This window comes from Sphingomonas yabuuchiae (assembly GCF_001477495.1).
Classification (GTDB): domain Bacteria; phylum Pseudomonadota; class Alphaproteobacteria; order Sphingomonadales; family Sphingomonadaceae; genus Sphingomonas; species Sphingomonas yabuuchiae_A.
Window position 1 is genome coordinate 1 of the sequence record NZ_LDTF01000081.1, and the last position, 20,168, is coordinate 20,168.

Here is a 20,168-nt window from a genome sequence, read left to right on the forward strand (position 1 = left end):
TGCCACCTCCCCGTTCCGGGGGAGGATTGCCTGACCCTATTGACTACGTCTGTAATCGGAGTAGGATTACGCTTGTAGTCAATAAAGGGGCGAGTCGATGGCCGAGCGTATCAGCGATGCCGAACATGCCGTGATGGAGGTCCTGTGGGAGGAGGCTCCGCTGACCGCGCAGGATGTAGCGGAGCGGGTCGATCCCGAACGCGGCTGGAGCACCAACACCGTCAAGACGCTGCTCGGCCGCCTGCTTGCCAAGAGCGCCATCGCGCATGAAGAGCAGGGGCGGCGGTACCTGTATCGTCCGCTGGTCGCGCGCGACGATTATGTCATGGGCGAATCCCGTCGCCTGATCGACCGGTTGTTCGGCGGTCGTCTGACCCCGCTGGTCGCGCATTTGGCTGAGCGTGACGAGCTGACCGCACAGGATATTTCCGAGATCGAGGCACTGCTCAAGGACCTGAAGGCATGAGCGGGGCGCAACTCGGCTGGGCGGTGGAGGCGATGATCGCCTCCACCCTCCTGATGGCGCTGGTCCTGCTGGCCCGTCGCCATGTCCGCCAGGCCTTCGGGCCGCAGATCGCCTATGCGCTCTGGGCGCTGCCGCTCCTCCGGCTGATCCTGCCGCCGTTGCCGCGCGGCCTGTCCGAGCAGGCGACCCCGCCGCTGGCCGCCGCGAGCGAGCGCTTCGCGACCTATGTCGTCTTGCCCATGACCGCTCAGATTCCCGCCACGGTGGATGCGCCCGGCATCTGGCCGATGGTGGAGCAGGGTATTGCGCTGTTCTGGATCGTCGGGGCGGCGGGGTTCCTCGGCTTTCAGCTGTTTCGCCACTGGCGCTTCCGCACGCGGTTGCTGGCCGATGCCGAGCCGCTGGAGGCGGTGGAGGGTGTGCGCGTGGTCGCCAGCGATGGCGCACCGGGGCCGCTCGCCTTCGGCATCTGGCACCGCTACGTCGCCTTCCCGCGCGATTTCGCCGAGCGGTACGACGCCGACGAGCGCGACCTGGCGCTGGCCCACGAGCTGGGCCACCACGCGCGGGGCGACCTGATCGCCAACTGGATCGCGCTCGCCGTGCTGGCGCTGCACTGGTTCAATCCGCTGGCGTGGCGGGCCTTCCATGCTTTCCGCGCCGACCAAGAGCTGGCGAACGACGCCCGCGTCCTGAAGGGGCGCAGCCGGGCCGACCGTCATGTCTATGCCTGCGCCATCGTAAAGGCCGCGCATGGCCGCGCGCTGTCGGGCGCCTGTCACCTGCATACCATCGATGATCTGAAAGGGAGGCTGAAGATGTTGACGACTTCTCCGAAATCGCGTCGCCAGCTGGCGGTGGGCGGCGCGACCGTGTCGTTGCTGGTCCTGGCCGGGCTGGGGGCGACGGCCTCCGGCACCCCGGCGGCGGCGGCGCTGACCAAGAAGGTCGAGCGGACGTTGGGCGTCGACCTGACCAGCACGGTCGCGGTCCTACCCGCCGTCGCCCAGACGGTGCCTGAGGTTCCCGAAGTGCCTGCCGCCCCTTCCGCGCTCGTGGCCCCTGCGGTCCCCGCGAAGCCCGTGGTTGCGATCGCGGCCACGGTCCCGGAGGCGCCCGCCGTTCCCGCTGCCCCGGCGGTTCCGCTGGCTGCCGAGGTCCCCGCCGCCCCGTTGGCACCCGCCGCACCCCGTGTTCGCGTCGTGACGCTGCGCAACGGCCATAAGGTCAAGTTCATCGGCGACAATGGCATGGTTCCCATGGTGCCGATGCCTCCGATCCCGATGGTCCAGGCGCGCGTTTGCGGCACGGGCGACAGCGATACCCGCACCAGCTATATGACGGTCGACGGCAAGACCCGGCGGCAGGTGACGATCATCTGCACCGACCGGATCGAGCGTGACGCTCGTCAGGCCTCGATCGCCTCCGTCCATGCTCAGCGCACGGCGCAGGTGAACATGCAGATCGCGCTCGCCAGCATCGAGAGTGCGCGCGCCTCGATCACCCGCGACCGCAACCTGTCCGAGGATGCCCGCCGCGACGCACTCAACGGCCTGAACGAAGCGACCGCCAAGCTGAAGGCCGACATGGCGAACCGCGATCGCGACTGACCGGACCACGACTTTACCCCAACTCGACCCCTGTGCCCGTCAAACGGGGATAGGGGTTGCCGTTTGTCCGCCGCTTGCCCACATGGTCGGGAATGGCTGAGCACCCGACCGGCATTCCGATCCTGCTTGAGCCGCTGGTCACCCGCGTGCTCGCCCCCAATCCGTCCCCCTTCACCTATACGGGCACGCAAAGCCATGTCGTGGGCGACCGCGACGTGGCCGTCATCGACCCGGGGCCGGACGATCCCGCCCATCTGGACGCGCTGACCGGCGTGATCGCGGAACGGCCGGTGGTCGCGATCCTGATCACCCATCATCACCGCGATCACAGCCCGGCCAGCCGTCCGCTCGCCCGCCTGACTGGTGCGCCGATCGTCGGTGCGGCCCCGTTCGCTGCCGACTATCAGGGTGGCCAGTCCGATGCCGCGTTCGACCGCGACTATGCGCCGGACAGGGTCCTGGCGGAGGGCGAGGGGGTGCGCGGCGACGGCTGGACCCTGAATGCGATCGCAACGCCCGGCCACACGTCCAACCATCTCGCCTTTGCATTGCCCGAGACCAGGGCGCTGTTTTCGGGTGATCACGTCATGGGCTGGTCGACGAGCATCGTGTCGCCCCCCGATGGCGACATGAGCGCCTATATGGCCAGTCTGGAAAAGCTGATGGAGCGCGACGACCGGGTCTACTATCCCGGGCATGGCGAGGCGGTCGACAATCCGCAACGGCTGGTGCGCGGAATGCTGGGCCATCGCAAGCAGCGCGAGGGGCAGATCCTGCGCCTGCTCGCAGCGGAAGAGAGGATGCCGATCGCGGCGATGACGGCACGCATGTATGTCGGGCTGAATCCCAAACTGATTCCGGCGGCGGAACGATCGGTGCTGGCGCATCTTTATGACCTGCGGAACCGCGGGCTGGTCCGCGAGGAAGGAGCATCATGGATCAGCGCGTGACACCGCCCGTCGAAACGCCGCAGCCGCCGGCACCGGCGCGCGGCGGGCTTGGCCTGTTCTTGACCAAGGTGGCGGGGGTGCTGCTCCTGCTGGTGCTGGCCGGACTGATCGTGGTGTGGGGTGTCCAGCGCTATGTCGAGGACCGTCTGACGCCCGACCCGACCACTATCGCGCGCGCCAGCCTGGACGGCCTGCGCGAACAGAACCGGCTGTCGGCCTTTGCCGCGCGTTATGTGGCGGTCGTCACCTCGCGCCAGTCGCAGCTGGGGTTTTCGACCGAGCGGACGCTGATCATGCCCGGCATGGTCCGTTACGAGGTCGATCTGGGCAAATTGCGCCAGCAGGATGTGCGCTGGGACGCGAATGCCCGCGTCCTTTCTGTGACCTTGCCGCCAGTCGAGATCGACGGGCCGCAGGTCGATCTGTCGGCGATCCGCGAATATGGATCGGGCGGCCTGCTGACCACCTTCACCGACGCCGAGCAGCGGCTCGACGCCGCCAACCGCACGGCGGGCCAGGTCGAACTGATGCGACAGGCCCGCGCGCCCGCGCCGATGAAGCTGGCCCGCGACGCGACCCGCCGTGCGATCGAGCGCAGCTTTTCCATGCCGCTGCGGGCGGCAGGGGTGGAGGGCAGCGTCAAGGTGCGCTTCTCCGACGAACCGGCGAGCGACGAACGCTGGGACACGACGCGCAACCTGCAAGAGGTTCTTGGCAATAGCGGCTGACGTGGCCGATTGTCGGCGCGGGCCCATGCGCCTAGGGGGAATGCCATGACCATCCAGACGAATCTGACGGGCCTCGACCTGCGCGCCGAGATCGACCGGCTCCGCAAGGAACGCAACGCCGTCATCCTCGCCCATTATTATCAGAAGCCCGAGATTCAGGACCTGGCCGATTTCGTCGGCGACAGCCTGGACCTCAGCCGCAAGGCGCAGGCGACCGATGCCGACGTCATCGCCTTTTGCGGCGTGCGCTTCATGGCGGAGACGGCCAAGATCCTGTCGCCGGACAAGATCGTCGTGCTGCCCGACATGGCCGCCGGGTGCAGCCTGGAGGACAGCTGCCCGCCCGAGCAATTCGCCGAATTCCGCGCCCAGCACCCCGATCACATCGCGCTGACCTATATCAACTGTTCGACCGAGGTGAAGGCGCTGTCCGACATCATCGTGACGTCCTCTTCGGCGGAGCAGATCCTGGCGCAGATCGATCCGGCGCAGAAGATCATCTTCGGCCCCGACCGCAATCTGGGCGGCTATCTGGCGCGCAAGACCGGTCGCGACATGCTGCTATGGCCGGGTGTGTGCATCGTGCACGAGGCGTTCAGCGAGACCGAACTGCTGAAGCTGCGCGCCCAGCACCCCGACGCGCCGATCGCCGCGCATCCCGAATGCCCCGCCGTGATCCTCGACCATGCCGATTATGTCGGGTCGACGCGCGGCATCCTGGAGTTCGCGCAGACCGTCACCAGCGACACGCTGATCGTCGCGACCGAGCCGCACATCATCCACCAGATGCAAAAGGCGATGCCGGGCAAGACCTTCATCGGTGCGCCGGGCGCGGACGGCAACTGCAACTGCAATATCTGCCCGTACATGGCGCTGAACACCATGGAGAAGCTGTACCTGGCGCTGCGCGACCTGACGCCGCGCGTCGAGATCGAGGAAGGCCTGCGGCTTCAGGCCAAGAAGAGCCTCGACGCGATGCTGACGCTGGCTGGCGGGTCGGTCGGCAAGGGCGATCTGGGCCCGCGCCCGTGACGGAAAGCGTGATCGACGGTTTCGACCTCGACGCCTTCGTCACCGCGACGCTGGCCGAGGATCTGGGGCCGGGCGGGGACATCACCTCGGCGGCGGTGATCCCGGCGGAGGCGCGCTTCATCGGCACCATGGCCAGCCGTGACGCGATCACCGTCGCCGGGCTGCCCATCGCCGAGGCGTTCTTCCGGCACCTCGACCCGGATGTCGTCATCGAGCGGCTGGTCGAGGACGGCACCAGCGTATCGGCGGGCACCGACCTGCTGCGCCTGTCGGGCAAGGCCCGCGCGATGCTGACCGCCGAGCGCTCGGCGCTGAACACCGTCCAGCATCTGTCGGGCATCGCGACGATGACGGCCGCCTATGTCGCGGCGATCGCGGGCACCGGCGCGACGCTGCTTGATACGCGCAAGACCATTCCGGGCCTGCGCCTCGTGGAGAAATACGCCACCCGCATGGGCGGTGCGCAGAACCATCGCATGGGGCTGTGGGACGCGGCGATGATCAAGGACAATCATGTCGCGGTCGCGGGCGGCATCGGCCCTGCGGTCACGGCGGCGCGCGAGGCCGGGATCGCCCGCATCATCGTCGAGGTCGACGCGCTCGACCAGATCGAGCCTGCGCTGGCGGCGGGGGCGACCCATTTGCTGCTCGACAACATGAACCCGGCGCAACTGGCCGAGGGTGTCGCGCGGGTCGCGGGCCGGGTGCCGACCGAGGCGTCGGGCGGCGTACGTCTCGACACCATCCGCCCCATCGCGGGATCGGGCGTCACCTATGTCAGCGTGGGCCGCTTGACCCAATCGGCTCCGGCGGCTGATATCGGACTGGATTTCGCCGCCGCCTGAGGCGCGCTTGGAAGGGGATGATCGTGCGACCGAAGTCGGTGATATTGGGCGAGCGGCTGTCGCTGTTCGCCATCCTGTTGCTGGTGGTGCTGGCGGTCATCGGCTGGGCCGATACGGTCGCCCAGGCCGGGGTGGCGATCGCGATCATCGCCAATGGCCTGCTGATCGGTCTGTTCCTGCTCGGCACGCTGCTGACCACCCGCATGGCCAGCCGGGTCGGGCTGGGGCTGCTGGTCGTGCTGACGATCCTGAACCTGCTGGGTTTTCTCTATCAAGTGTCGGTCGGAGCGCTGGCCGAGGGCGTGTTCGGCGTGCTGACGGCCGTACAGGCGGCGTCGTCGCTGGTGGCGGTCGTGATGCTGATGCGGCCCAATGCCCAAGCCTGGTATCGTGCGATGGCGGAGGTAAGCGAAGCATGAAACATGTATTGATCGGGATGGCATTGTTGGCCACGCCGCAGCTGGTGTCGGCGCAGACGTTGCAGTGCACCGCACCGCGCGGGGCCCAGTCCATCCGCCCGGACTTGCCCAGCCAGAGCCAGCCGACCCGCGTGTTGCCGATCGGCGGTTACACGCTGGCCATCACCTGGAGCCCGCTATTCTGCCGCGATCCCAAGGGGAACAGCAGCTTCCAGTGCGGCGGCGCCAATCGCTTCGGCTTCACCCTGCATGGCCTATGGCCCGATGGCCTGGACAAGGACTGGCCGCAATATTGCCGCCCGACCGCGATCATTCCGCAGGCGGTGGTCCGCCGCCACATCTGCGCCACGCCCTCGGCGCAGTTGATGCAGCATGAATGGGCCAAACACGGCACCTGCATGAGCGGATACAGCCCGGCGCGTTATTTCCAGCGGTCGAACGCATTATATTACGGGCTGCGCTTCCCGGATATGGACGGGTTGTCGCGTCGGAACGGCCTGACCGCAGCGGATCTGGCGACCGCCTTCGCCGCCGCCAATCGGGGGATGACCGCGGATATGATGCGCGTCACCGCCACCCGCGAAGGCTGGCTGGATGAAATCTGGATTTGCCTGAACAAGGCATTCCGTCCCGCCCGCTGCCCGGCGCATCAGGGCGGCTTGTCACCCAACGCGCCGCTGAAGATCTGGCGCGGCAGCCGCTGACCGGATGTCTACCCCTCCAGCACCACGCTGGAGGGGTGATGCTTGTCCAGATGCTTGCGGATGATCCGCAGATTGCGCGTGTTCGAACGGAACAGCACATCGGCCGCATCGCCGATCAGCGGCACGAACCCCAGCAGGGCGTCGAAGCCGACATTGCCCATCATGCGCGCCATCTGGAATTTGGACAGGCCCAGATTGCGCGCTTCCCAGATGATGTAACTGCCGAGCGCCGCAGCGGCGATGTCGCCGACGATGGGGACGAGGCCCAATATCACATCCAGCCCGATGGGCCGGTTGAGGCCGGGCAGCGTGACGACGCGCTCCAACAGGCGCTCCATCGCCTCGATCCGCTGGCGGCTGGCGGCGATGCTCTTGTCGAGCGGCAGAGCGTCGAATGCCATGGGGTCGATGCGGGTCGTGTTGGCCATGCCGTTCAATTGGTGATGGCGCGCAATCGGTTCAATGGATGCCAGGCGCGGCTGTTGGTCTGGAATTGCCGCAGCCGCGCCGTGGTGAGCGACCAGCGCAGCGGGCGCGCGAGCGGGATGAACGGCGTGTCGGCATTGATCGCCGCATCCGCCGCCGCGATCGCCGATCCGCGTTCCGCCAGGGTCGGGGCCAGCCGCGCCTGCTCGATCGCCGCCATCGCCGCCTCTCCGCAGGGCGCACAGGCGGTGGCGAGATACCAGCGCGCGCTGTCATAGGGAGCGACCGCATCGATCAGGCGAAGATCGGCCGGAGCATCGAGCGCCACCCGTTCCGGTGTGATGCCGACCGCCAGCAAGGTCGCACCGATCTGGCCATAAAGCAGGTTCGCGCCCGGCCCCTGCGGTAGGGCGATGCGCAGCCGCACCGGCTGACCCCAGGCGGCGACCCGCGCCCGCGCCCCGCTGCGTCGTTCGTCCAGATTGAGGAGTGCCCAGCCGGGAATTTGCGGCGGAGCATCCGAATCGAGTGTGTCGGGCAGCAGGCGATCGGCGGCTTCCCAATTGGGCGCCACCGCCGCCAGCATGGTGGCCCGGTCGAACGCGGCCGATAGCGCCTGACGGTTGGCCGCGTCCGCCAGGAAACCGTCGCGACGGACGATGTTCAGCCCGAACAGTCCCGCCGCCGGGTCGAGCCGGATGGCGGCTTGGTTGATCCGGACGGCGTCCAGCAGCGGCCATGTCTCGAACCGGCCGCCGAGCAGCAGGTCAGATTGGCCCCCCGCAAAACGCAGGATGGCGCGCGCCGGACTTTCGGCGATCAGGCGGACATCCTCCTCCGGCGCGGGCGTGGCGTCATCCTCGGGCTCGACGCGGCGGGGGTCGGGGATAGGGCGTAGCAGCGGTGGCGGCCCCGCCCGGATGATGCGGAACGGCCCGGTGCCGCGACGTCCGCGATCGACGATCGCCATTTCGGGCTGGGCAAACAGCTTCAGCAGATCTGGGCGAGGGCGCGACAGGCGGATTTCGATGACCTGCGGCGTCATCACCACGATCTCGTCGATCGCGGTCAGGAAGGGGGCCAGCGGATTCCCCGAATTGGGTGAGACCAGGCGGCGCAGGATCGGCACGACCTGTTCGGCGGTGACGGGCGAGCCGTCATTCCACTTCGCCTCGCGCAGGCGGAAGATAAAGCTGCCGCCCTCGTCGATGACGATCCAGCGTTCGGCCAGCCCCGGCTCGATCTGGCCATTGGCGTCGAAACGCACCAGCCCCTGCGCCAGCGCGTCGCGCAGGACGCGGCGCGACGTATCGCCATCGGTGAGGCTCAGTTCGCCGGGCCGGACGGAAGGGGTGGTGGATTGGACCGTGCTGACGACCACCGCCCCATGATCGGCATGACGCTCGCAGGCAGTCGTCGCCATCAGGGCGGCGGCCAATCCGATGGTGCGGACGGCGGGACTCGAACCCGCACTCCATAGGAAGCCGATTTTAAGTCGGCAGCGTCTACCGGTTTCGCCACGTCCGCGCACAGGCCAACGAAGATACCAGGATGCCGCGAAGGTCAAGGGCGCAGCTGTCGTAAAGCTGGAATAGCTGCGCCCCCATTACCTCAAGACCGGAATGCGATCACTCCGCGTCGACATTCAGGCGCGCGCGCATTTCCTTGCCGGGTTTGAAATAAGGAACGCGCTTGGCGCAGACATCGACGGTTTCGCCGGTGCGGGGATTGCGGCCGGTACGGGCACCGCGTGCGCGGGTCGAAAAGGCGCCGAAGCCGCGCAGTTCGACGCGACCATCGTCCGACAGCCGCTTGGTAATCTCATCAAAGAAAATCGTGACGATCAGTTCGACTTCACGCGGGTTCAGCCCCGGATTACGCTGACCGATTTTTTGCACCAGTTCCGAACGGATCATCGTCTAGTCCCAAGCTTAAGACGGGGCGTTCTTAACCTGTGTTTCTCGCTGCTGAAAGTAGTTTTATTATACGATTAAACGACACGTCCGTGTCGTTTGGCCGGAACCGGGACATGTTTCCGAAAAAACATGCCCCGGCCCAGTGACTTACTTCTGGGTGCGCGCCTTCAGCGCTTCGCCCAGAATGTCGCCCAGCGACGCGCCCGAGTCGGACGAACCGTACTGAGCCACCGCCTGCTTCTCTTCGGCGATCTGCATCGCCTTGACCGAGAAGGTCGGCTTCTTCGAACGGTCGAAGCCGGTGACCATCGCGTCGAACTTCTGGCCGACTTGGAAGCGCTCGGGGCGCTGCTCGTCACGGTCGCGACCCAGATCGGTGCGCTTGATGAAGCCGGTCGCGCCATCGTCGCCCGCCTGGACTTCGAGGCCCGCATCGCGGACTTCGAGGACAGTCACGGTGACGACCTGGTTCTTGTTCAGGCGATCGCCAGCCGCAGCCACGCCGCCAGCGACCGGGCCGCCGCGCTCGAGCTGCTTCATGCCGAGCGAGATGCGCTCCTTCTCGGGGTCGATGTCCAGAACCACGGCCTGAACGACTTCGCCCTTGCGGTGCAGGTTGAGGGCATCCTCACCCGACACGCCCCAGGCGATATCCGACATGTGGACCATGCCGTCGACATCGTTGTCCAGGCCGATGAACAGGCCGAACTCGGTCGCGTTCTTGACTTCGCCCTCGACGGTCGAGCCGATCGGATGGGCGGCGGCGAACGCTTCCCACGGATTGGCCTGAGCCTGCTTGAGGCCGAGCGAGATACGGCGCTTTTCCTGATCGACCTCGAGGACGACCACATCGACTTCCTGCGAGGTCGAGACGATCTTGCCCGGATGGACGTTCTTCTTGGTCCAGGACATTTCCGAGACGTGGACCAGGCCTTCGATGCCCGGCTCCAACTCGACGAACGCACCATATTCGGTGATGTTCGTGACGCGGCCCGACAGCTTCGCGCCGACCGGGTACTTGGCGCCGGCGCCATCCCACGGATCGCTCTCGAGCTGCTTCATGCCGAGCGAGATGCGCTGCGTGTCCTTGTTGATGCGGATGATCTGGACGCGCACGGTGTCGCCGATCGCGATCATCTCCGACGGATGATTGACGCGCTTGTACGACAGGTCGGTGACGTGCAGCAGGCCGTCGATGCCGCCCAGGTCAACGAACGCACCGTAATCGGTGATGTTCTTGACGACGCCGTCGATGATTTGACCCTCGGCCAGGCTCTGGATCAGGCCCGAACGCTGCTCGGCGCGGGTCTCTTCTAGAACGGCGCGACGCGACACGACGATGTTGCCGCGCTTGCGGTCCATCTTCAGGATCTGGAACGGCTGCGGGATGTCCATCAGCGGGGTGACGTCGCGGACGGGGCGGATATCGACCTGCGAGCCCGGCAGGAACGCCACGGCGCCGTTCAGGTCGACGGTGAAGCCACCCTTCACGCGGCCGAAGATCACGCCTTCGACGCGGGCCGACTTCGAGAATTCGAGCTCCAGCTTGTCCCAGGCGGCTTCGCGGCGGGCGCGATCGCGGCTGAGCATCGCTTCGCCATGCATGTTCTCGACGCGGTCGACATAGACCTCGACTTCGTCACCGACCTTCAGGTCGGCCTTCTGGCCGGGGGCAGCGAATTCGCGGAGGGGCACACGGCCTTCCGACTTCAGACCGACGTCGATGACGGCCATGTCGTTTTCGATCGCGGTGACGGTGCCATGCACGACGCGACCCTCGAAGCTGTCGGCACCGCCGAACATGTCATCGAGCATCGCCGCGAAATCGTCGCGCGTGGGCTGGGGGTTGGTTGCCATAAAAGGGTTAGGTTCCTGGAGAGTTTTTCGCCTCCGGCCTGGGGCGATTCCCAGGGCCTTCGACGATGGCCGCGCCGACCCCATGTCGACGCCACCAAGCCCGAAGATGATGCTGAAACACGGAAAAGCGGCGGTCCGCGACAAATGCGGAAAGGACGCTGGGGCAAGGCCCCGCGTCAGCCTCTCCGCGGAACAGGGTCCGCGAGCGGAGGCGCCTTAGCGGAAAATGCGGTTTTGCGCAAGGAAGGTGGAGCGTCTTCCTCCTCCTGCAAGGGGAGGGGGACCAGCGAAGCTGGTGGAGGGGTGTCCCGCTCTCGAGAGGCTGGAACTCCTCCGTCAGGCCACCACCTCCCCTTGCAGGGGAGGAATGTTAGGTGCGCGCCTTGGCTGCGACTTGCGCGTCGACGAACTGGATCGCACGGGCCACGGCCGCGTCGATCGTCAGGCTGGAGGTGTCCAGCGCCGCCGCGTCCGCCGCCTGGGTGAGGGGGGCCGTCGCCCGGCCGCTGTCGCGTTCGTCGCGGGCGCGGATATCGGCCAGCACCTGCTCGAACGACACGTCCGCTCCGTTCTTCACGAGTTCGGTGTGCCGCCGTCGGGCACGCACCTGCGGACTGGCCTTCACGAACAGCTTGGCGTCCGCATCGGGTGCGATGACCGTGCCGATGTCGCGCCCGTCGAGGATCGCGCCGCCCGGCTGGTTGGCGAAGCGCTTCTGCCGCTGGAGCAACGCTGCACGGACCAGGGGATGCGCCGACACGACCGAGGCGAGCTTGCCCGTCTCGTCATCGCGCAGGGAGGGATCGGCCAACAGACTGTCGTCGAAGCTGCACGCCGCCACCGCATCGGCCTCGCGGGTCGGGTCGAGGTGCAGGGTACGAACCGTCGCCGCCACCGCGCGGTAGAGAAGGCCGGTGTCGAGATGCGGTAGCCCATAATGCCGGGCCAGCGCGCGGGCGATGGTGCCCTTGCCGCTGGCGGCGGGGCCGTCGACGGCGATGATCATGCCATCGCTCCCAACTTATTAAGCGTGTCGAAGAACACGGGGTAGCTGGTCGCGACGGGTGCGGCATCGTCAAGCGTGATGGGATCGCGCGCGTTCAGCGCGGCGATGGTCATGCTCATCGCGATCCGATGGTCGAGCAAGGTCGCGATGGTCGCGCCGCCGGGGATCGGATCGCCAGCGGTGCCGGTCACGGCCATGCCGTCCTCGAATTCCTCACAAACGACGCCGCACGCACCGAGCGCATTCGCCATGGCGGTGATCCGATCTGATTCCTTGACGCGCAGTTCTTCCGCGCCGCGCGCGATGGTCGTGCCGGTCGCAAAGGCCGCGGCGACGAACAGCACGGGATATTCGTCGATCATGCTCGGCGTCAGTTCGGACGGAACCTCGATCGCCGACAGGGCTGCGTGACGGACGCGCAGATCCGCCACCGGCTCGCCACCGACGATACGCGCGTCCAACTCGGTGATGTCGGCGCCCATCATCTTGAGCGCTGCGATGATACCGGTCCGGGTCGGGTTCATGCCGACATTGGTGATGGTCACGTCCGCGCCCGGCACGATCGAGCCTGCGACCAGCCAGAAGGCGGCCGACGAGGGATCACCAGGCACGACGATATTCTGGGGTTTCAACTCGGCCTGTCCGCGAATCGTGATGATCCGGCCCTCGGGCGAGGGAGTGACGGTCAGGTCCGCGCCGAAGCCCGCCAGCATCCGCTCGCTATGGTCGCGGGTCGCGACCGGCTCGATGACGGTCGTCTCGCCCGGCGTGTTCAGGCCTGCCAGCAGGATCGCCGACTTCACCTGCGCCGATGCGACGGGCAGGGTGTAGCGGATCGGAACCGCCGGGTTGATGCCCCGGACCATCAGGGGCAGGCGGCCGCCCGGCGTATCCTGGAACTGCGCCCCCATTTGCGACAGCGGTTCGATGACGCGGCCCATCGGGCGCTTGGACAGCGAGGCGTCGCCGATAAAGGTCGCAGTGATCGGATGACTGGCGACAAGGCCCATCAACAGGCGCGTCGAGGTGCCCGAATTGCCCATGTCGAGCGCGGTCTCGGGTTGGAGCAGCCCGCCGACGCCGACGCCGTGGATCACCCACACCCCGTCATCCTGCCGGACGATGTCCGCGCCCATCGCGCGCATCGCGGCGGCGGTGGCGAGTACGTCCTCACCCTCCAGCAGCCCTTCGACGCGGCTTTCACCGACCGCGAGCGCGGAGAGCATCAGCGAGCGGTGGCTGATCGATTTGTCGCCCGGAACGGCGATGGTGCCGCGAAGGGCGGCGGCGGCTCGCACGGTGCGAGGCTGGGGAAGGGGATGCGCCATGATGGCGCGGGCTTTTGACAGGGGCCTTGCGCTGTGGCAAGGCGCGCCCACTTTTCGCTCCGGCGGAAAACCCAATTCCGAAAGGTATGAACGGCATGATCAAGCCGGAATGGGGCACGAAGCGTACGTGCCCGAAATGCGCGACGCGTTTCTACGACCTCGAAAAGGACGATCCCGTCACCTGCATCAATTGCGGGACGCAGTGGGAGCCCGAGCCCATCCTGAAGTCGAAGCAGCCCCTGCCGTTCGAGCAGGTCAAGCCCGAGAACAAGGAAGCCGACAGCGATCTGGCGGGCGGCGACGACGAGGATCTGGACATCACCGGTGAGGACGAAGAGCCCTCGCCCGACGATGAAGTCGATCTGGGCGGCGACGACGATCTGGGCGTGGAAACGTCCAGCGAGGACGACGAACACTGAGTTGTCCGAACGGGCTCGGCGGGTGCTTGAAAAAAGTGCTTGCCGAGCCACGGCGGCCCCGCTAGTGGGCTGCCTCCACAGCGGAACGGGGCCGTAGCTCAGCTGGGAGAGCGCTGCAATGGCATTGCAGAGGTCAGGGGTTCGATCCCCCTCGGCTCCACCATTCCGCCGGAACAGTCGCATGGAACCATGCGCTGACAGGCCAGTCCGCATCCCGCCGGGCCAGGGCCGAAATCGATGGGGCCGTAGCTCAGCTGGGAGAGCGCTGCAATGGCATTGCAGAGGTCAGGGGTTCGATCCCCCTCGGCTCCACCATCATGTCGATATCTCTGATGCCGTCCACCGCCCCTGACGCGTCATGGGTGGTTTTCGTGCGTCCCGGCGTCAGGCCAATGACCGACCCAGGGTTATGAGAGGTATGGGCGAGGCCCGGCGATGACGTTGCAGGGGGCCGTCAGAAAATCCCTTCCTCATCATCGTCATCCGGCTCTGCGCGGCGGTGCAGGCAAAAAACTAACAGTGCCAAAATGGGAATTCCTTCCAGAATGGCCCATGAAATGGCGTCCATTCCCTTTCCCTGGAGCCAGGCGATGGCGGGGGCAAGCGTGACGACAAGTCCGCCTAAAACATAGATTTGTACGTTTTTGGCGATCACCGGCCGTCCCCCGCTCGGTTCACCTCAAATCATATTCCAAAATGGAATGCAATTAGGTCTCGCCTACCATCAGGTATGGCATTGCAAAGGCGTCAAAAAATCCTCGCTCGCATATTGCGGCAGGCGCGAGAGGAGGCCGGCTTGCAGCAGAGCGAGCTCGGGCTTCTAATCGGAAAGACGCAAGGGTATATCAGCAAGGTCGAAGGCGGCCACCAAGGGGTCGACGTCCTGCTGCTCTATGATATCGCCGTGGCGCTCCGGCACGCGCCGCAGGATTTGTTCGCACGGGCCGTGGAGGCGTTCGACGCGCATCACGCGGACATCGTCGGGTCCGATACCTAAAAAAAGGCCCCGGCTTTCGCCGGAGCCCAGTGGGTCCTCGGGGGATGAGGATCAGACGGCGGCGAGGCGTCGCTGCATCTGGTGGACCGGGTTGCGCTGGTCGCCGGTGATGTCGGCCAGGTGGAAGCGGGCGACTTCGCGGGCCAGCGTCTCGGCTTCCTGAGCCAGGGTGCGCGCGGCATCGGTGGCCTGTTCGACCATGGCGGCATTGCGCTGGGTCACACCATCCATCTCGGCGACGGCGGTGTTGACCTGTTGCAGACCGATCGACTGCTGGGTGGCCGATGCCGCGATCTGGGACACCAATTCACTGATCTCGCCGATCCGGCCGATGATCCGTTGCAGCGCCTCGCCCGCCTCGTTGACCAGTTCGACGCCCACCCCGACCTGATCGGAGGAAGCGAGGATGCGCGTCTTCACGTCCTTGGCCGCTTCGGCCGAGCGCTGCGCCAGTGCGCGCACTTCGCTGGCGACGACGGCGAAGCCCTTGCCCGCCTCGCCCGCCCGGGCAGCCTCGACGCCCGCATTCAGCGCGAGCAGGTTGGTCTGGAACGAGATGCCGTCGATGACGCTGATGATCTCGCTGATTTCCGAGGAGGAACGCTCGATGCCGCCCATCGCCTCGACCGCGCGGCGGACGATCTGACCCGATTCCTCGGCTTCGGTCCTGGCCTCGCCGACGATCCGGTTGGCGCGCGAGGCACCGTCGGCGGTCTGGCGGACGGTCGAGGTGATCTGCTGCATGGCGGCGGCGGTTTCCTCCAGAGAGGCGGCCTGCTGCTTGGTGCGGTCGGACAGGTCGTCCGAGGCCTGGCGGATATCGCCCGAGCCGACGCGGATATGTTCGCCCGACTGGGTGACCACGCCCAGCGTCGCGCACATCTGAGCGCGCATCGCTTCGAAGCTGTCGGCCAGGGCCTGATATTCGGACGGGAGCCCGTCGAGCGAGGCGGTCAGGTCACCCTTCGCCATCCGGTCGAACACCGCACCGCAACGTTCGATGACCGCGCGACGGCCCGCCTGCTCGGCCTCGAAGTAGGAGGCCAGTGCGATGTCCATGTCGATCAGCGAAGCCTTGACCAGCGCGGTCGCCGCCCGTGCCCGGTGCCGTGCACCGAACGGCCAGAACAGGCGTCCCAGGATCAGCTTGGGCAGGACATATTCCAGCATCCGGGCATAGCCGCTGATATACCAGGTCGGCGCCAGCCCGATCCGCGCATGGACCTGTCCGATATGGGTCGAGGCGGCGGCATAATCGCGGTCGAGCGGCCGGGAGAACAGCTTGCGCCAATGCTCCATCTGCTTGTCGCGGGCATGATCCATCCGCGCCTGCGAAGAAAACAGCCCGCGGATCTGCGCGGTATCGGCGATATGCCGGTAAAGCGCGGTCAGCGCGGCGGGCGCATGCCGCTCGATCGCGCGCTTGATTGTCGGAAACGTCGCGTAGCTCTGAGCGCCATAGTCGAAAGCAGCCAGGCGCTGCTCAAAATCAATATGATCCGATCCGCTCACAGCACATCCTCCATATTCCCCCTGGATAGGCAAGGAAGGTTAAGAAGCTGTCGAGAAACGGATTTTTCTGTATAATCCAGATTACACTAGGGAACGAAACCGGGGCCGCCAATCGCGGCCCCGGAATGCGGGTCAGGCCGCCAGTCCGTGATGGCGCAGCAGGGCATCCGGCTCCGGCGCACGGCCGCGGAAAGCGCGGAAATTCTCGGCTGCCGGGCGGCTCGCGCCCCGCGCCAGCACCTCGCGACGGAACCGATCGCCCGCCGCCTGGCCTTCCTCGGCAAAGGCAGCGAAGGCATCCGCCGATAGCAGCTCGGCCCAGAGATAGCTGTAATAGCCCGCCGCATAGCCGCCCGCGAAGATATGGCTGAAGCTGTGCGGAAAGCGATTCCACTCGGGCGGACGAATCACCGACACTTCATCGCGAACGCCGTTCAGCACCTCCATGACGCGGCCGCCCAATGCCGGGTCGTAATCGCGGTGCAGCCGGAGGTCGAAGGTCGCGAACTCGACCTGGCGGAGGAGGAACAGCCCCGCCTGAAAGCGTCGCGCCGCCAGCATCTTGGCGAACAGCTCGTCGGGCAGCGGCTCGCCCGTCTCCACATGGGCGGACAGCGCGGTCAGCGTGTCGCGGTCCCAGGCGAAATTCTCCATGAACTGGCTGGGCAGTTCGACCGCGTCCCACTCGACGCCGGAAATGCCGCCGATCGAGGGCAGGTCGACCTCGGTCAGCAGATGGTGCAGCACATGGCCGAACTCATGGAGCAGCGTGACGACATCGCCATGCGCCAGCAGCGCAGGGGTGTCGCCGGTCGCGGGCGGGAAATTGCAGGTCAGATAGGCGATCGGTCGGTGGAACCGGTCGGCGTCGCGGAAGCGCGGACGGCATACATCCATCCAGGCGCCGCCACGCTTGCCCGCCCGCGCATGGAAGTCGCAATAGACGCCCGCGACGATCTCGCCACTCTGGTCCTGCACATCATAATAGCGGACATCTTCATTCCACACCGATACGTCCTGTCGCTCGATCAGGCGGATGCCGTATAGCCGTTCGATCAGCGCGACCGTGCCCTCCATGACGCGGGGGAGGGGGAAATAGGCACGGATCGCTTCGCGATCGACGCCGAAGCGTTCGCGGCGCATATGCTCGGCGACATAGCCCGTGTCCCAGGGCTCGAGCTTGGCGATCCCGAATTTTTCGGCGGCATAGGCGCTCGCCTCGGCCAGTTCGCGCTCCGCCAGCGGGCGGGCACGGGCGGCAAGATCGGCCAGGAAGGCCAGCGCCTCATCCGCCGACTGCGCCATCTTGGTCTCTACCGAGCGGGCGGCGGCGTTGTCGAACCCGAGCAGCCGCGCCGCTTCGTGGCGCAGTTCCAGGATGCGGTCGATACGGGCGCTATTATCGTGGGCGGGATCGACCGCCTGGTCGGAGGCACGAGTGGCATAGGCCTTGGCGACTCGCGCACGCAGGTCGCGATTGTCCGCCTGGGTCAGGATCGCCTGCACACTGGGTTCACGGAGCGTGACCAGCCAGCCATCCAGTTCCTTCTCTGCGGCATAGGAGGCCAGGATCGCCTTGGCATTGTCGGTCAGACCCGACAGCAGGGCCTCGTCGGTGACATGCTCGCTCCAGGCTTCGGTCGAATCGAGCACGGCATTGCCGAATTCGGTGCTCAGTCGATTCAGTTCGACGCCGATCTCGCGGAACCGGGCCTTGGCCGCGTCATCCAGTCCGACGCCCGACAGGGTAAAATCCCGCCGTGCCAGCACCACCGCGCGCGCCTCCGCCTCGGTCAGCGGCGCCAGGTCGACCCGATTGAAGGCGGCGAACAGGCGCGGGTCCTGTCCCGCCTCCATGCCATATTCGGCCAGCATCGCCTGCGCCTCGGCATAGGCGGCGCGCAGCTCGGGCGTGTCGGCGACCGAGTGGAGATGCCCGGCCGGGGACCAGCCCCGCGCGATCGCGAAGCCTGCCCGCTCGCTGGCCAGCACGACATCGGCGAAGTCGCTGGCGTTCGACCCGCCGATCCGGTCGGCGGCGGCGCGCGCATCGGCAATCATCTGCTCGACCGCGGGCACCAGATGCTCGGGACGGATCGCGGCGAAGTCGGGCAGGTCGGTATCGGCGAGCAGGGGATTGGTGGTCATTCGGCATCCTTGCGCTTTATCGTGGCGTTCATCTCGGCAGCCGCACCGCGTTCGGCAAGACCCTTGCGGTCGATCAGACTGATCCGTGCGGTCGTCATGGCGGGCACAGGAGGAGCGCTGGTCAATCCAAGTCACTGTTACCGCTCCCAATTGCATTTCCTGCAAGTGCAATTGCCGAGGTTGCAATTGCGAACATGAGTGCTGCGGTGCACAAGGGTCGGGCCTTTCAGGCATCCTCTCCTAAAAACTTTCCGGCCGGTCGCAAGACCGGCCTTTTTTTTGGCCGCGATTTCCCCTACGGAACGCTCGTATCGTCGGCCACAATACGAACAGAATCATAATCGGGAGTGGAAGCCGCCGGAAAGACCGGCACCGGCTGGACGATCGGAGTGGGGGTTGAGCAATTCGGGTAGGCTCCCCCCATTTTCCATTTTTCTCCTGAAGCCACAAATGCTGCTGAAACGACAAAGGGTAGCGTCGCTGTCCTGATCTGCCTATCTGGCGGCTTTCACGGCGTTTCGGTGGAGCCTGACAGGTTGCGGAGCGCGTCCAGCCGGGGAGCGCCCATGATCCAGCGCCTGTTTTCCGTCTTCGAACCCTTCATCCTCAGCCTGCTGGCGACGGTCGCCATCGCCACCATCCTGCCTGCGCGGGGAGCGTTCGCGACATTTGCCGGCTATCTCGCCGATGCGGGTATTGTGCTGCTTTTCTTCCTGCATGGAGCGAAGCTGTCGCGCGACGCCATCTGGACGGGCCTACGCAATTGGCCGCTCCATCTGGCGGTGCTGGCATCGACCTTCCTTCTGTTTCCGCTGCTGGGGCTCGGCATGATCCGGTTGCCGGGTATCGATCCGTCGCTGGCGATGGGCATATTGTTCCTGACCCTGCTGCCGTCGACGGTGCAGTCCTCCATCGCCTTCACCGCAATCGCTCGCGGCAATGTCGCGGCGGCGATTTGCAGTGCATCCTTCTCCAACCTCCTGGGTATTCTCGTGACCCCGGCCCTGGTCGCCCTTCTGATGAAGGTCGAGGGCGGGGCAGGGGTGTCGCTCGCCTCGATAGAGGGAATCCTGCTGCAACTGCTGGCGCCATTTGTGGTGGGGCATCTGCTCCGGCCATGGATCGGCGGCTTTGTCGGTCGGCATAAGAGCCTGCTCACGCTGGTCGACCGCGGCTCGATCCTGCTCGTCGTCTATACCGCATTCGGCGCGGCGGTGGTCGAAGGGCTGTGGACTCGTGTGTCACCGGGCGATCTGGGGCGTCTGTTCCTGCTCTGCCTGTTGCTGCTCGGGTTGATCCTCGCGGCGACCTATCTGATCGCACGGGCGATGCGCCTGTCGCCGGAGGACGCGATCGTCCTGCAATTCTGCGGATCGAAGAAGAGCCTGGCATCGGGCGTTCCCATGGCAGGTGTCCTGTTCCCGGCGGCGCAAGTCGGCGTGATCCTGTTGCCAGTGATGCTGTTCCACCAGATTCAGCTCATCGCCTGCGCCATGCTGGCCCGGCACTATGGCGAACAGGCAGAGGCGCGAGGCGAGGGGGAAGTGCGGTAACGACGGGATGTTACGGTGTGGCGGAAGAAAAACGACATAGATGTGAAAATAGTTGTTGACCCCTGAGGAGCGTCCGCCTAGAGGGGTTTCACCGCAGCGGTGGTCGCCACGATCGCCGGTTGCAGCTACGACATGCTGGCACGCTGAACGCCCTGGGAACGGGGAAGGTGAGGTGTTGCCGGTGATTTGTTGTCGGGGCTCTTTGACATTGTAGGTTAGATGAAGGGACATGCGGGCGGCGGCTTGGCGGTT

Annotated in this window: 20 protein-coding genes and 3 tRNA genes; 13 read left to right on the top strand and 10 right to left on the bottom strand. The window is 66.1% G+C overall.

From position 1 onward, the window contains the following. Positions 1-97 precede the first annotated feature (97 nt). From NS355_RS13740 to NS355_RS13775, 8 genes are all read left to right on the top strand, one after another. Positions 98-466: a BlaI/MecI/CopY family transcriptional regulator gene (locus NS355_RS13740; RefSeq protein WP_058746232.1), complete on the top strand. Its 369-nt coding sequence runs from the start codon at positions 98-100 to the stop codon at positions 464-466. Further along, positions 463-2,076, top strand: a complete 1,614-nt coding sequence (locus tag NS355_RS13745) for a M56 family metallopeptidase (RefSeq protein ID WP_058746233.1) — start codon at positions 463-465, stop codon at positions 2,074-2,076. The genes NS355_RS13740 and NS355_RS13745 overlap by 4 nt, the downstream gene beginning before the upstream one ends. A gap of 92 nt (positions 2,077-2,168) precedes the next feature. Beyond that, complete coding sequence (locus NS355_RS13750) at positions 2,169-3,026, top strand: MBL fold metallo-hydrolase (protein ID WP_058746234.1); 858 nt, start codon at positions 2,169-2,171, stop codon at positions 3,024-3,026. After that, positions 3,011-3,754: a DUF4230 domain-containing protein gene (locus NS355_RS13755; protein WP_153008227.1), complete on the top strand. Its 744-nt coding sequence runs from the start codon at positions 3,011-3,013 to the stop codon at positions 3,752-3,754. The genes NS355_RS13750 and NS355_RS13755 overlap by 16 nt, the downstream gene beginning before the upstream one ends. A 45-nt stretch (positions 3,755-3,799) precedes the next feature. Next, positions 3,800-4,786, top strand: a complete 987-nt coding sequence (gene nadA / locus NS355_RS13760; protein ID WP_058746236.1) for a quinolinate synthase NadA — start codon at positions 3,800-3,802, stop codon at positions 4,784-4,786. Positions 4,787-4,794: 8 nt separating this feature from the next. Beyond that, positions 4,795-5,631 carry a carboxylating nicotinate-nucleotide diphosphorylase gene (gene nadC, locus NS355_RS13765; RefSeq protein ID WP_084787963.1) on the top strand — a complete coding sequence of 279 codons (837 nt, stop codon included), beginning with the start codon at positions 4,795-4,797 and terminating at the stop codon, positions 5,629-5,631. A 23-nt stretch (positions 5,632-5,654) separates the two neighbouring features. Beyond that, entirely contained in the window at positions 5,655-6,050 is a 396-nt protein-coding gene (locus NS355_RS13770; RefSeq protein WP_153008228.1) for a hypothetical protein, read from the top strand. Continuing rightward, positions 6,047-6,754 carry a ribonuclease T2 family protein gene (locus NS355_RS13775; RefSeq protein ID WP_058746239.1) on the top strand — a complete coding sequence of 236 codons (708 nt, stop codon included), beginning with the start codon at positions 6,047-6,049 and terminating at the stop codon, positions 6,752-6,754. The genes NS355_RS13770 and NS355_RS13775 overlap by 4 nt, the downstream gene beginning before the upstream one ends. Positions 6,755-6,762: 8 nt before the next feature. Here the strand turns inward: NS355_RS13775 and NS355_RS13780 are convergent, their stop codons facing one another. From NS355_RS13780 to aroA, 7 genes are all read right to left on the bottom strand, one after another. Then, positions 6,763-7,182 (bottom strand): DUF4112 domain-containing protein, encoded by a 420-nt coding sequence (locus NS355_RS13780; RefSeq protein WP_058746240.1) that lies wholly within the window; start codon positions 7,180-7,182, stop codon positions 6,763-6,765. 5 nt (positions 7,183-7,187) lie between these two features. Continuing rightward, the gene (locus tag NS355_RS18395) at positions 7,188-8,603 is read right to left on the bottom strand and encodes an ABC transporter substrate-binding protein (RefSeq protein WP_084787965.1); all 1,416 of its coding nucleotides are present in this window, start codon (positions 8,601-8,603) and stop codon (positions 7,188-7,190) included. A 20-nt stretch (positions 8,604-8,623) separates the two neighbouring features. Next, a tRNA-Leu gene (locus tag NS355_RS13785) sits at positions 8,624-8,707 on the bottom strand. Positions 8,708-8,808: 101 nt separating this feature from the next. Beyond that, positions 8,809-9,096 carry an integration host factor subunit beta gene (locus NS355_RS13790; protein WP_056439404.1) on the bottom strand — a complete coding sequence of 96 codons (288 nt, stop codon included), beginning with the start codon at positions 9,094-9,096 and terminating at the stop codon, positions 8,809-8,811. A gap of 147 nt (positions 9,097-9,243) precedes the next feature. After that, on the bottom strand, positions 9,244-10,953 hold the full coding sequence (gene rpsA / locus NS355_RS13795) for a 30S ribosomal protein S1 (RefSeq protein WP_007405816.1): 1,710 nt from the start codon (positions 10,951-10,953) through the stop codon (positions 9,244-9,246). A gap of 370 nt (positions 10,954-11,323) precedes the next feature. Continuing rightward, complete coding sequence (cmk, locus tag NS355_RS13800) at positions 11,324-11,959, bottom strand: (d)CMP kinase (RefSeq protein WP_058746241.1); 636 nt, start codon at positions 11,957-11,959, stop codon at positions 11,324-11,326. After that, the gene (gene aroA, locus NS355_RS13805; protein WP_058746242.1) at positions 11,956-13,287 is read right to left on the bottom strand and encodes a 3-phosphoshikimate 1-carboxyvinyltransferase; all 1,332 of its coding nucleotides are present in this window, start codon (positions 13,285-13,287) and stop codon (positions 11,956-11,958) included. Before aroA ends, cmk begins: the two co-directional genes overlap by 4 nt. Positions 13,288-13,382: 95 nt before the next feature. Between aroA and NS355_RS13810 the strand changes: the two genes are divergently transcribed. The 3 genes from NS355_RS13810 to NS355_RS13820 all read left to right on the top strand — a co-directional run bounded on the left by NS355_RS13810 (position 13,383) and on the right by NS355_RS13820 (position 14,021). Next, positions 13,383-13,706 carry a TIGR02300 family protein gene (locus NS355_RS13810; protein ID WP_056439502.1) on the top strand — a complete coding sequence of 108 codons (324 nt, stop codon included), beginning with the start codon at positions 13,383-13,385 and terminating at the stop codon, positions 13,704-13,706. Positions 13,707-13,793: 87 nt separating this feature from the next. Further along, positions 13,794-13,869: transfer RNA gene (locus NS355_RS13815), tRNA-Ala, on the top strand. A 76-nt stretch (positions 13,870-13,945) separates the two neighbouring features. Beyond that, positions 13,946-14,021, top strand: a tRNA-Ala gene (locus NS355_RS13820). A gap of 139 nt (positions 14,022-14,160) precedes the next feature. Here the strand turns inward: NS355_RS13820 and NS355_RS13825 are convergent. Continuing rightward, complete coding sequence (locus NS355_RS13825; RefSeq protein WP_058746243.1) at positions 14,161-14,361, bottom strand: hypothetical protein; 201 nt, start codon at positions 14,359-14,361, stop codon at positions 14,161-14,163. Between the two features lie 75 nt (positions 14,362-14,436). Between NS355_RS13825 and NS355_RS13830 the strand changes: the two genes are divergently transcribed. Then, positions 14,437-14,703 carry a helix-turn-helix domain-containing protein gene (locus NS355_RS13830; protein ID WP_058746244.1) on the top strand — a complete coding sequence of 89 codons (267 nt, stop codon included), beginning with the start codon at positions 14,437-14,439 and terminating at the stop codon, positions 14,701-14,703. 51 nt (positions 14,704-14,754) lie between these two features. On the opposite strand, the gene NS355_RS13835 is transcribed toward NS355_RS13830, so the two are convergent. After that, the gene (locus NS355_RS13835; RefSeq protein WP_058746245.1) at positions 14,755-16,215 is read right to left on the bottom strand and encodes a globin-coupled sensor protein; all 1,461 of its coding nucleotides are present in this window, start codon (positions 16,213-16,215) and stop codon (positions 14,755-14,757) included. Between the two features lie 132 nt (positions 16,216-16,347). Continuing rightward, on the bottom strand, positions 16,348-18,363 hold the full coding sequence (locus NS355_RS13840; protein ID WP_058746246.1) for a M3 family metallopeptidase: 2,016 nt from the start codon (positions 18,361-18,363) through the stop codon (positions 16,348-16,350). Between the two features lie 566 nt (positions 18,364-18,929). Between NS355_RS13840 and NS355_RS13845 the strand changes: the two genes are divergently transcribed. Beyond that, positions 18,930-19,916 carry a bile acid:sodium symporter family protein gene (locus NS355_RS13845; RefSeq protein WP_058746247.1) on the top strand — a complete coding sequence of 329 codons (987 nt, stop codon included), beginning with the start codon at positions 18,930-18,932 and terminating at the stop codon, positions 19,914-19,916. Positions 19,917-20,168 lie beyond the last annotated feature (252 nt).

Coding starts and splice junctions, on each gene's coding strand:
- NS355_RS18395 (WP_084787965.1), bottom strand. CDS start 8,603: ATGGCGACGACTGCCTGCGAGCGTCATGCCGATCATGGGGCGGTGGTC.
- NS355_RS13810 (WP_056439502.1), top strand. CDS start 13,383: ATGATCAAGCCGGAATGGGGCACGAAGCGTACGTGCCCGAAATGCGCG.
- NS355_RS13845 (WP_058746247.1), top strand. CDS start 18,930: ATGATCCAGCGCCTGTTTTCCGTCTTCGAACCCTTCATCCTCAGCCTG.
- NS355_RS13790 (WP_056439404.1), bottom strand. CDS start 9,096: ATGATCCGTTCGGAACTGGTGCAAAAAATCGGTCAGCGTAATCCGGGG.
- NS355_RS13740 (WP_058746232.1), top strand. CDS start 98: ATGGCCGAGCGTATCAGCGATGCCGAACATGCCGTGATGGAGGTCCTG.
- aroA (WP_058746242.1), bottom strand. CDS start 13,287: ATGGCGCATCCCCTTCCCCAGCCTCGCACCGTGCGAGCCGCCGCCGCC.
- nadA (WP_058746236.1), top strand. CDS start 3,800: ATGACCATCCAGACGAATCTGACGGGCCTCGACCTGCGCGCCGAGATC.
- NS355_RS13830 (WP_058746244.1), top strand. CDS start 14,437: ATGGCATTGCAAAGGCGTCAAAAAATCCTCGCTCGCATATTGCGGCAG.
- NS355_RS13775 (WP_058746239.1), top strand. CDS start 6,047: ATGAAACATGTATTGATCGGGATGGCATTGTTGGCCACGCCGCAGCTG.
- NS355_RS13780 (WP_058746240.1), bottom strand. CDS start 7,182: ATGGCCAACACGACCCGCATCGACCCCATGGCATTCGACGCTCTGCCG.
- NS355_RS13755 (WP_153008227.1), top strand. CDS start 3,011: ATGGATCAGCGCGTGACACCGCCCGTCGAAACGCCGCAGCCGCCGGCA.
- rpsA (WP_007405816.1), bottom strand. CDS start 10,953: ATGGCAACCAACCCCCAGCCCACGCGCGACGATTTCGCGGCGATGCTC.
- NS355_RS13745 (WP_058746233.1), top strand. CDS start 463: ATGAGCGGGGCGCAACTCGGCTGGGCGGTGGAGGCGATGATCGCCTCC.
- NS355_RS13750 (WP_058746234.1), top strand. CDS start 2,169: ATGGCTGAGCACCCGACCGGCATTCCGATCCTGCTTGAGCCGCTGGTC.
- cmk (WP_058746241.1), bottom strand. CDS start 11,959: ATGATCATCGCCGTCGACGGCCCCGCCGCCAGCGGCAAGGGCACCATC.
- NS355_RS13840 (WP_058746246.1), bottom strand. CDS start 18,363: ATGACCACCAATCCCCTGCTCGCCGATACCGACCTGCCCGACTTCGCC.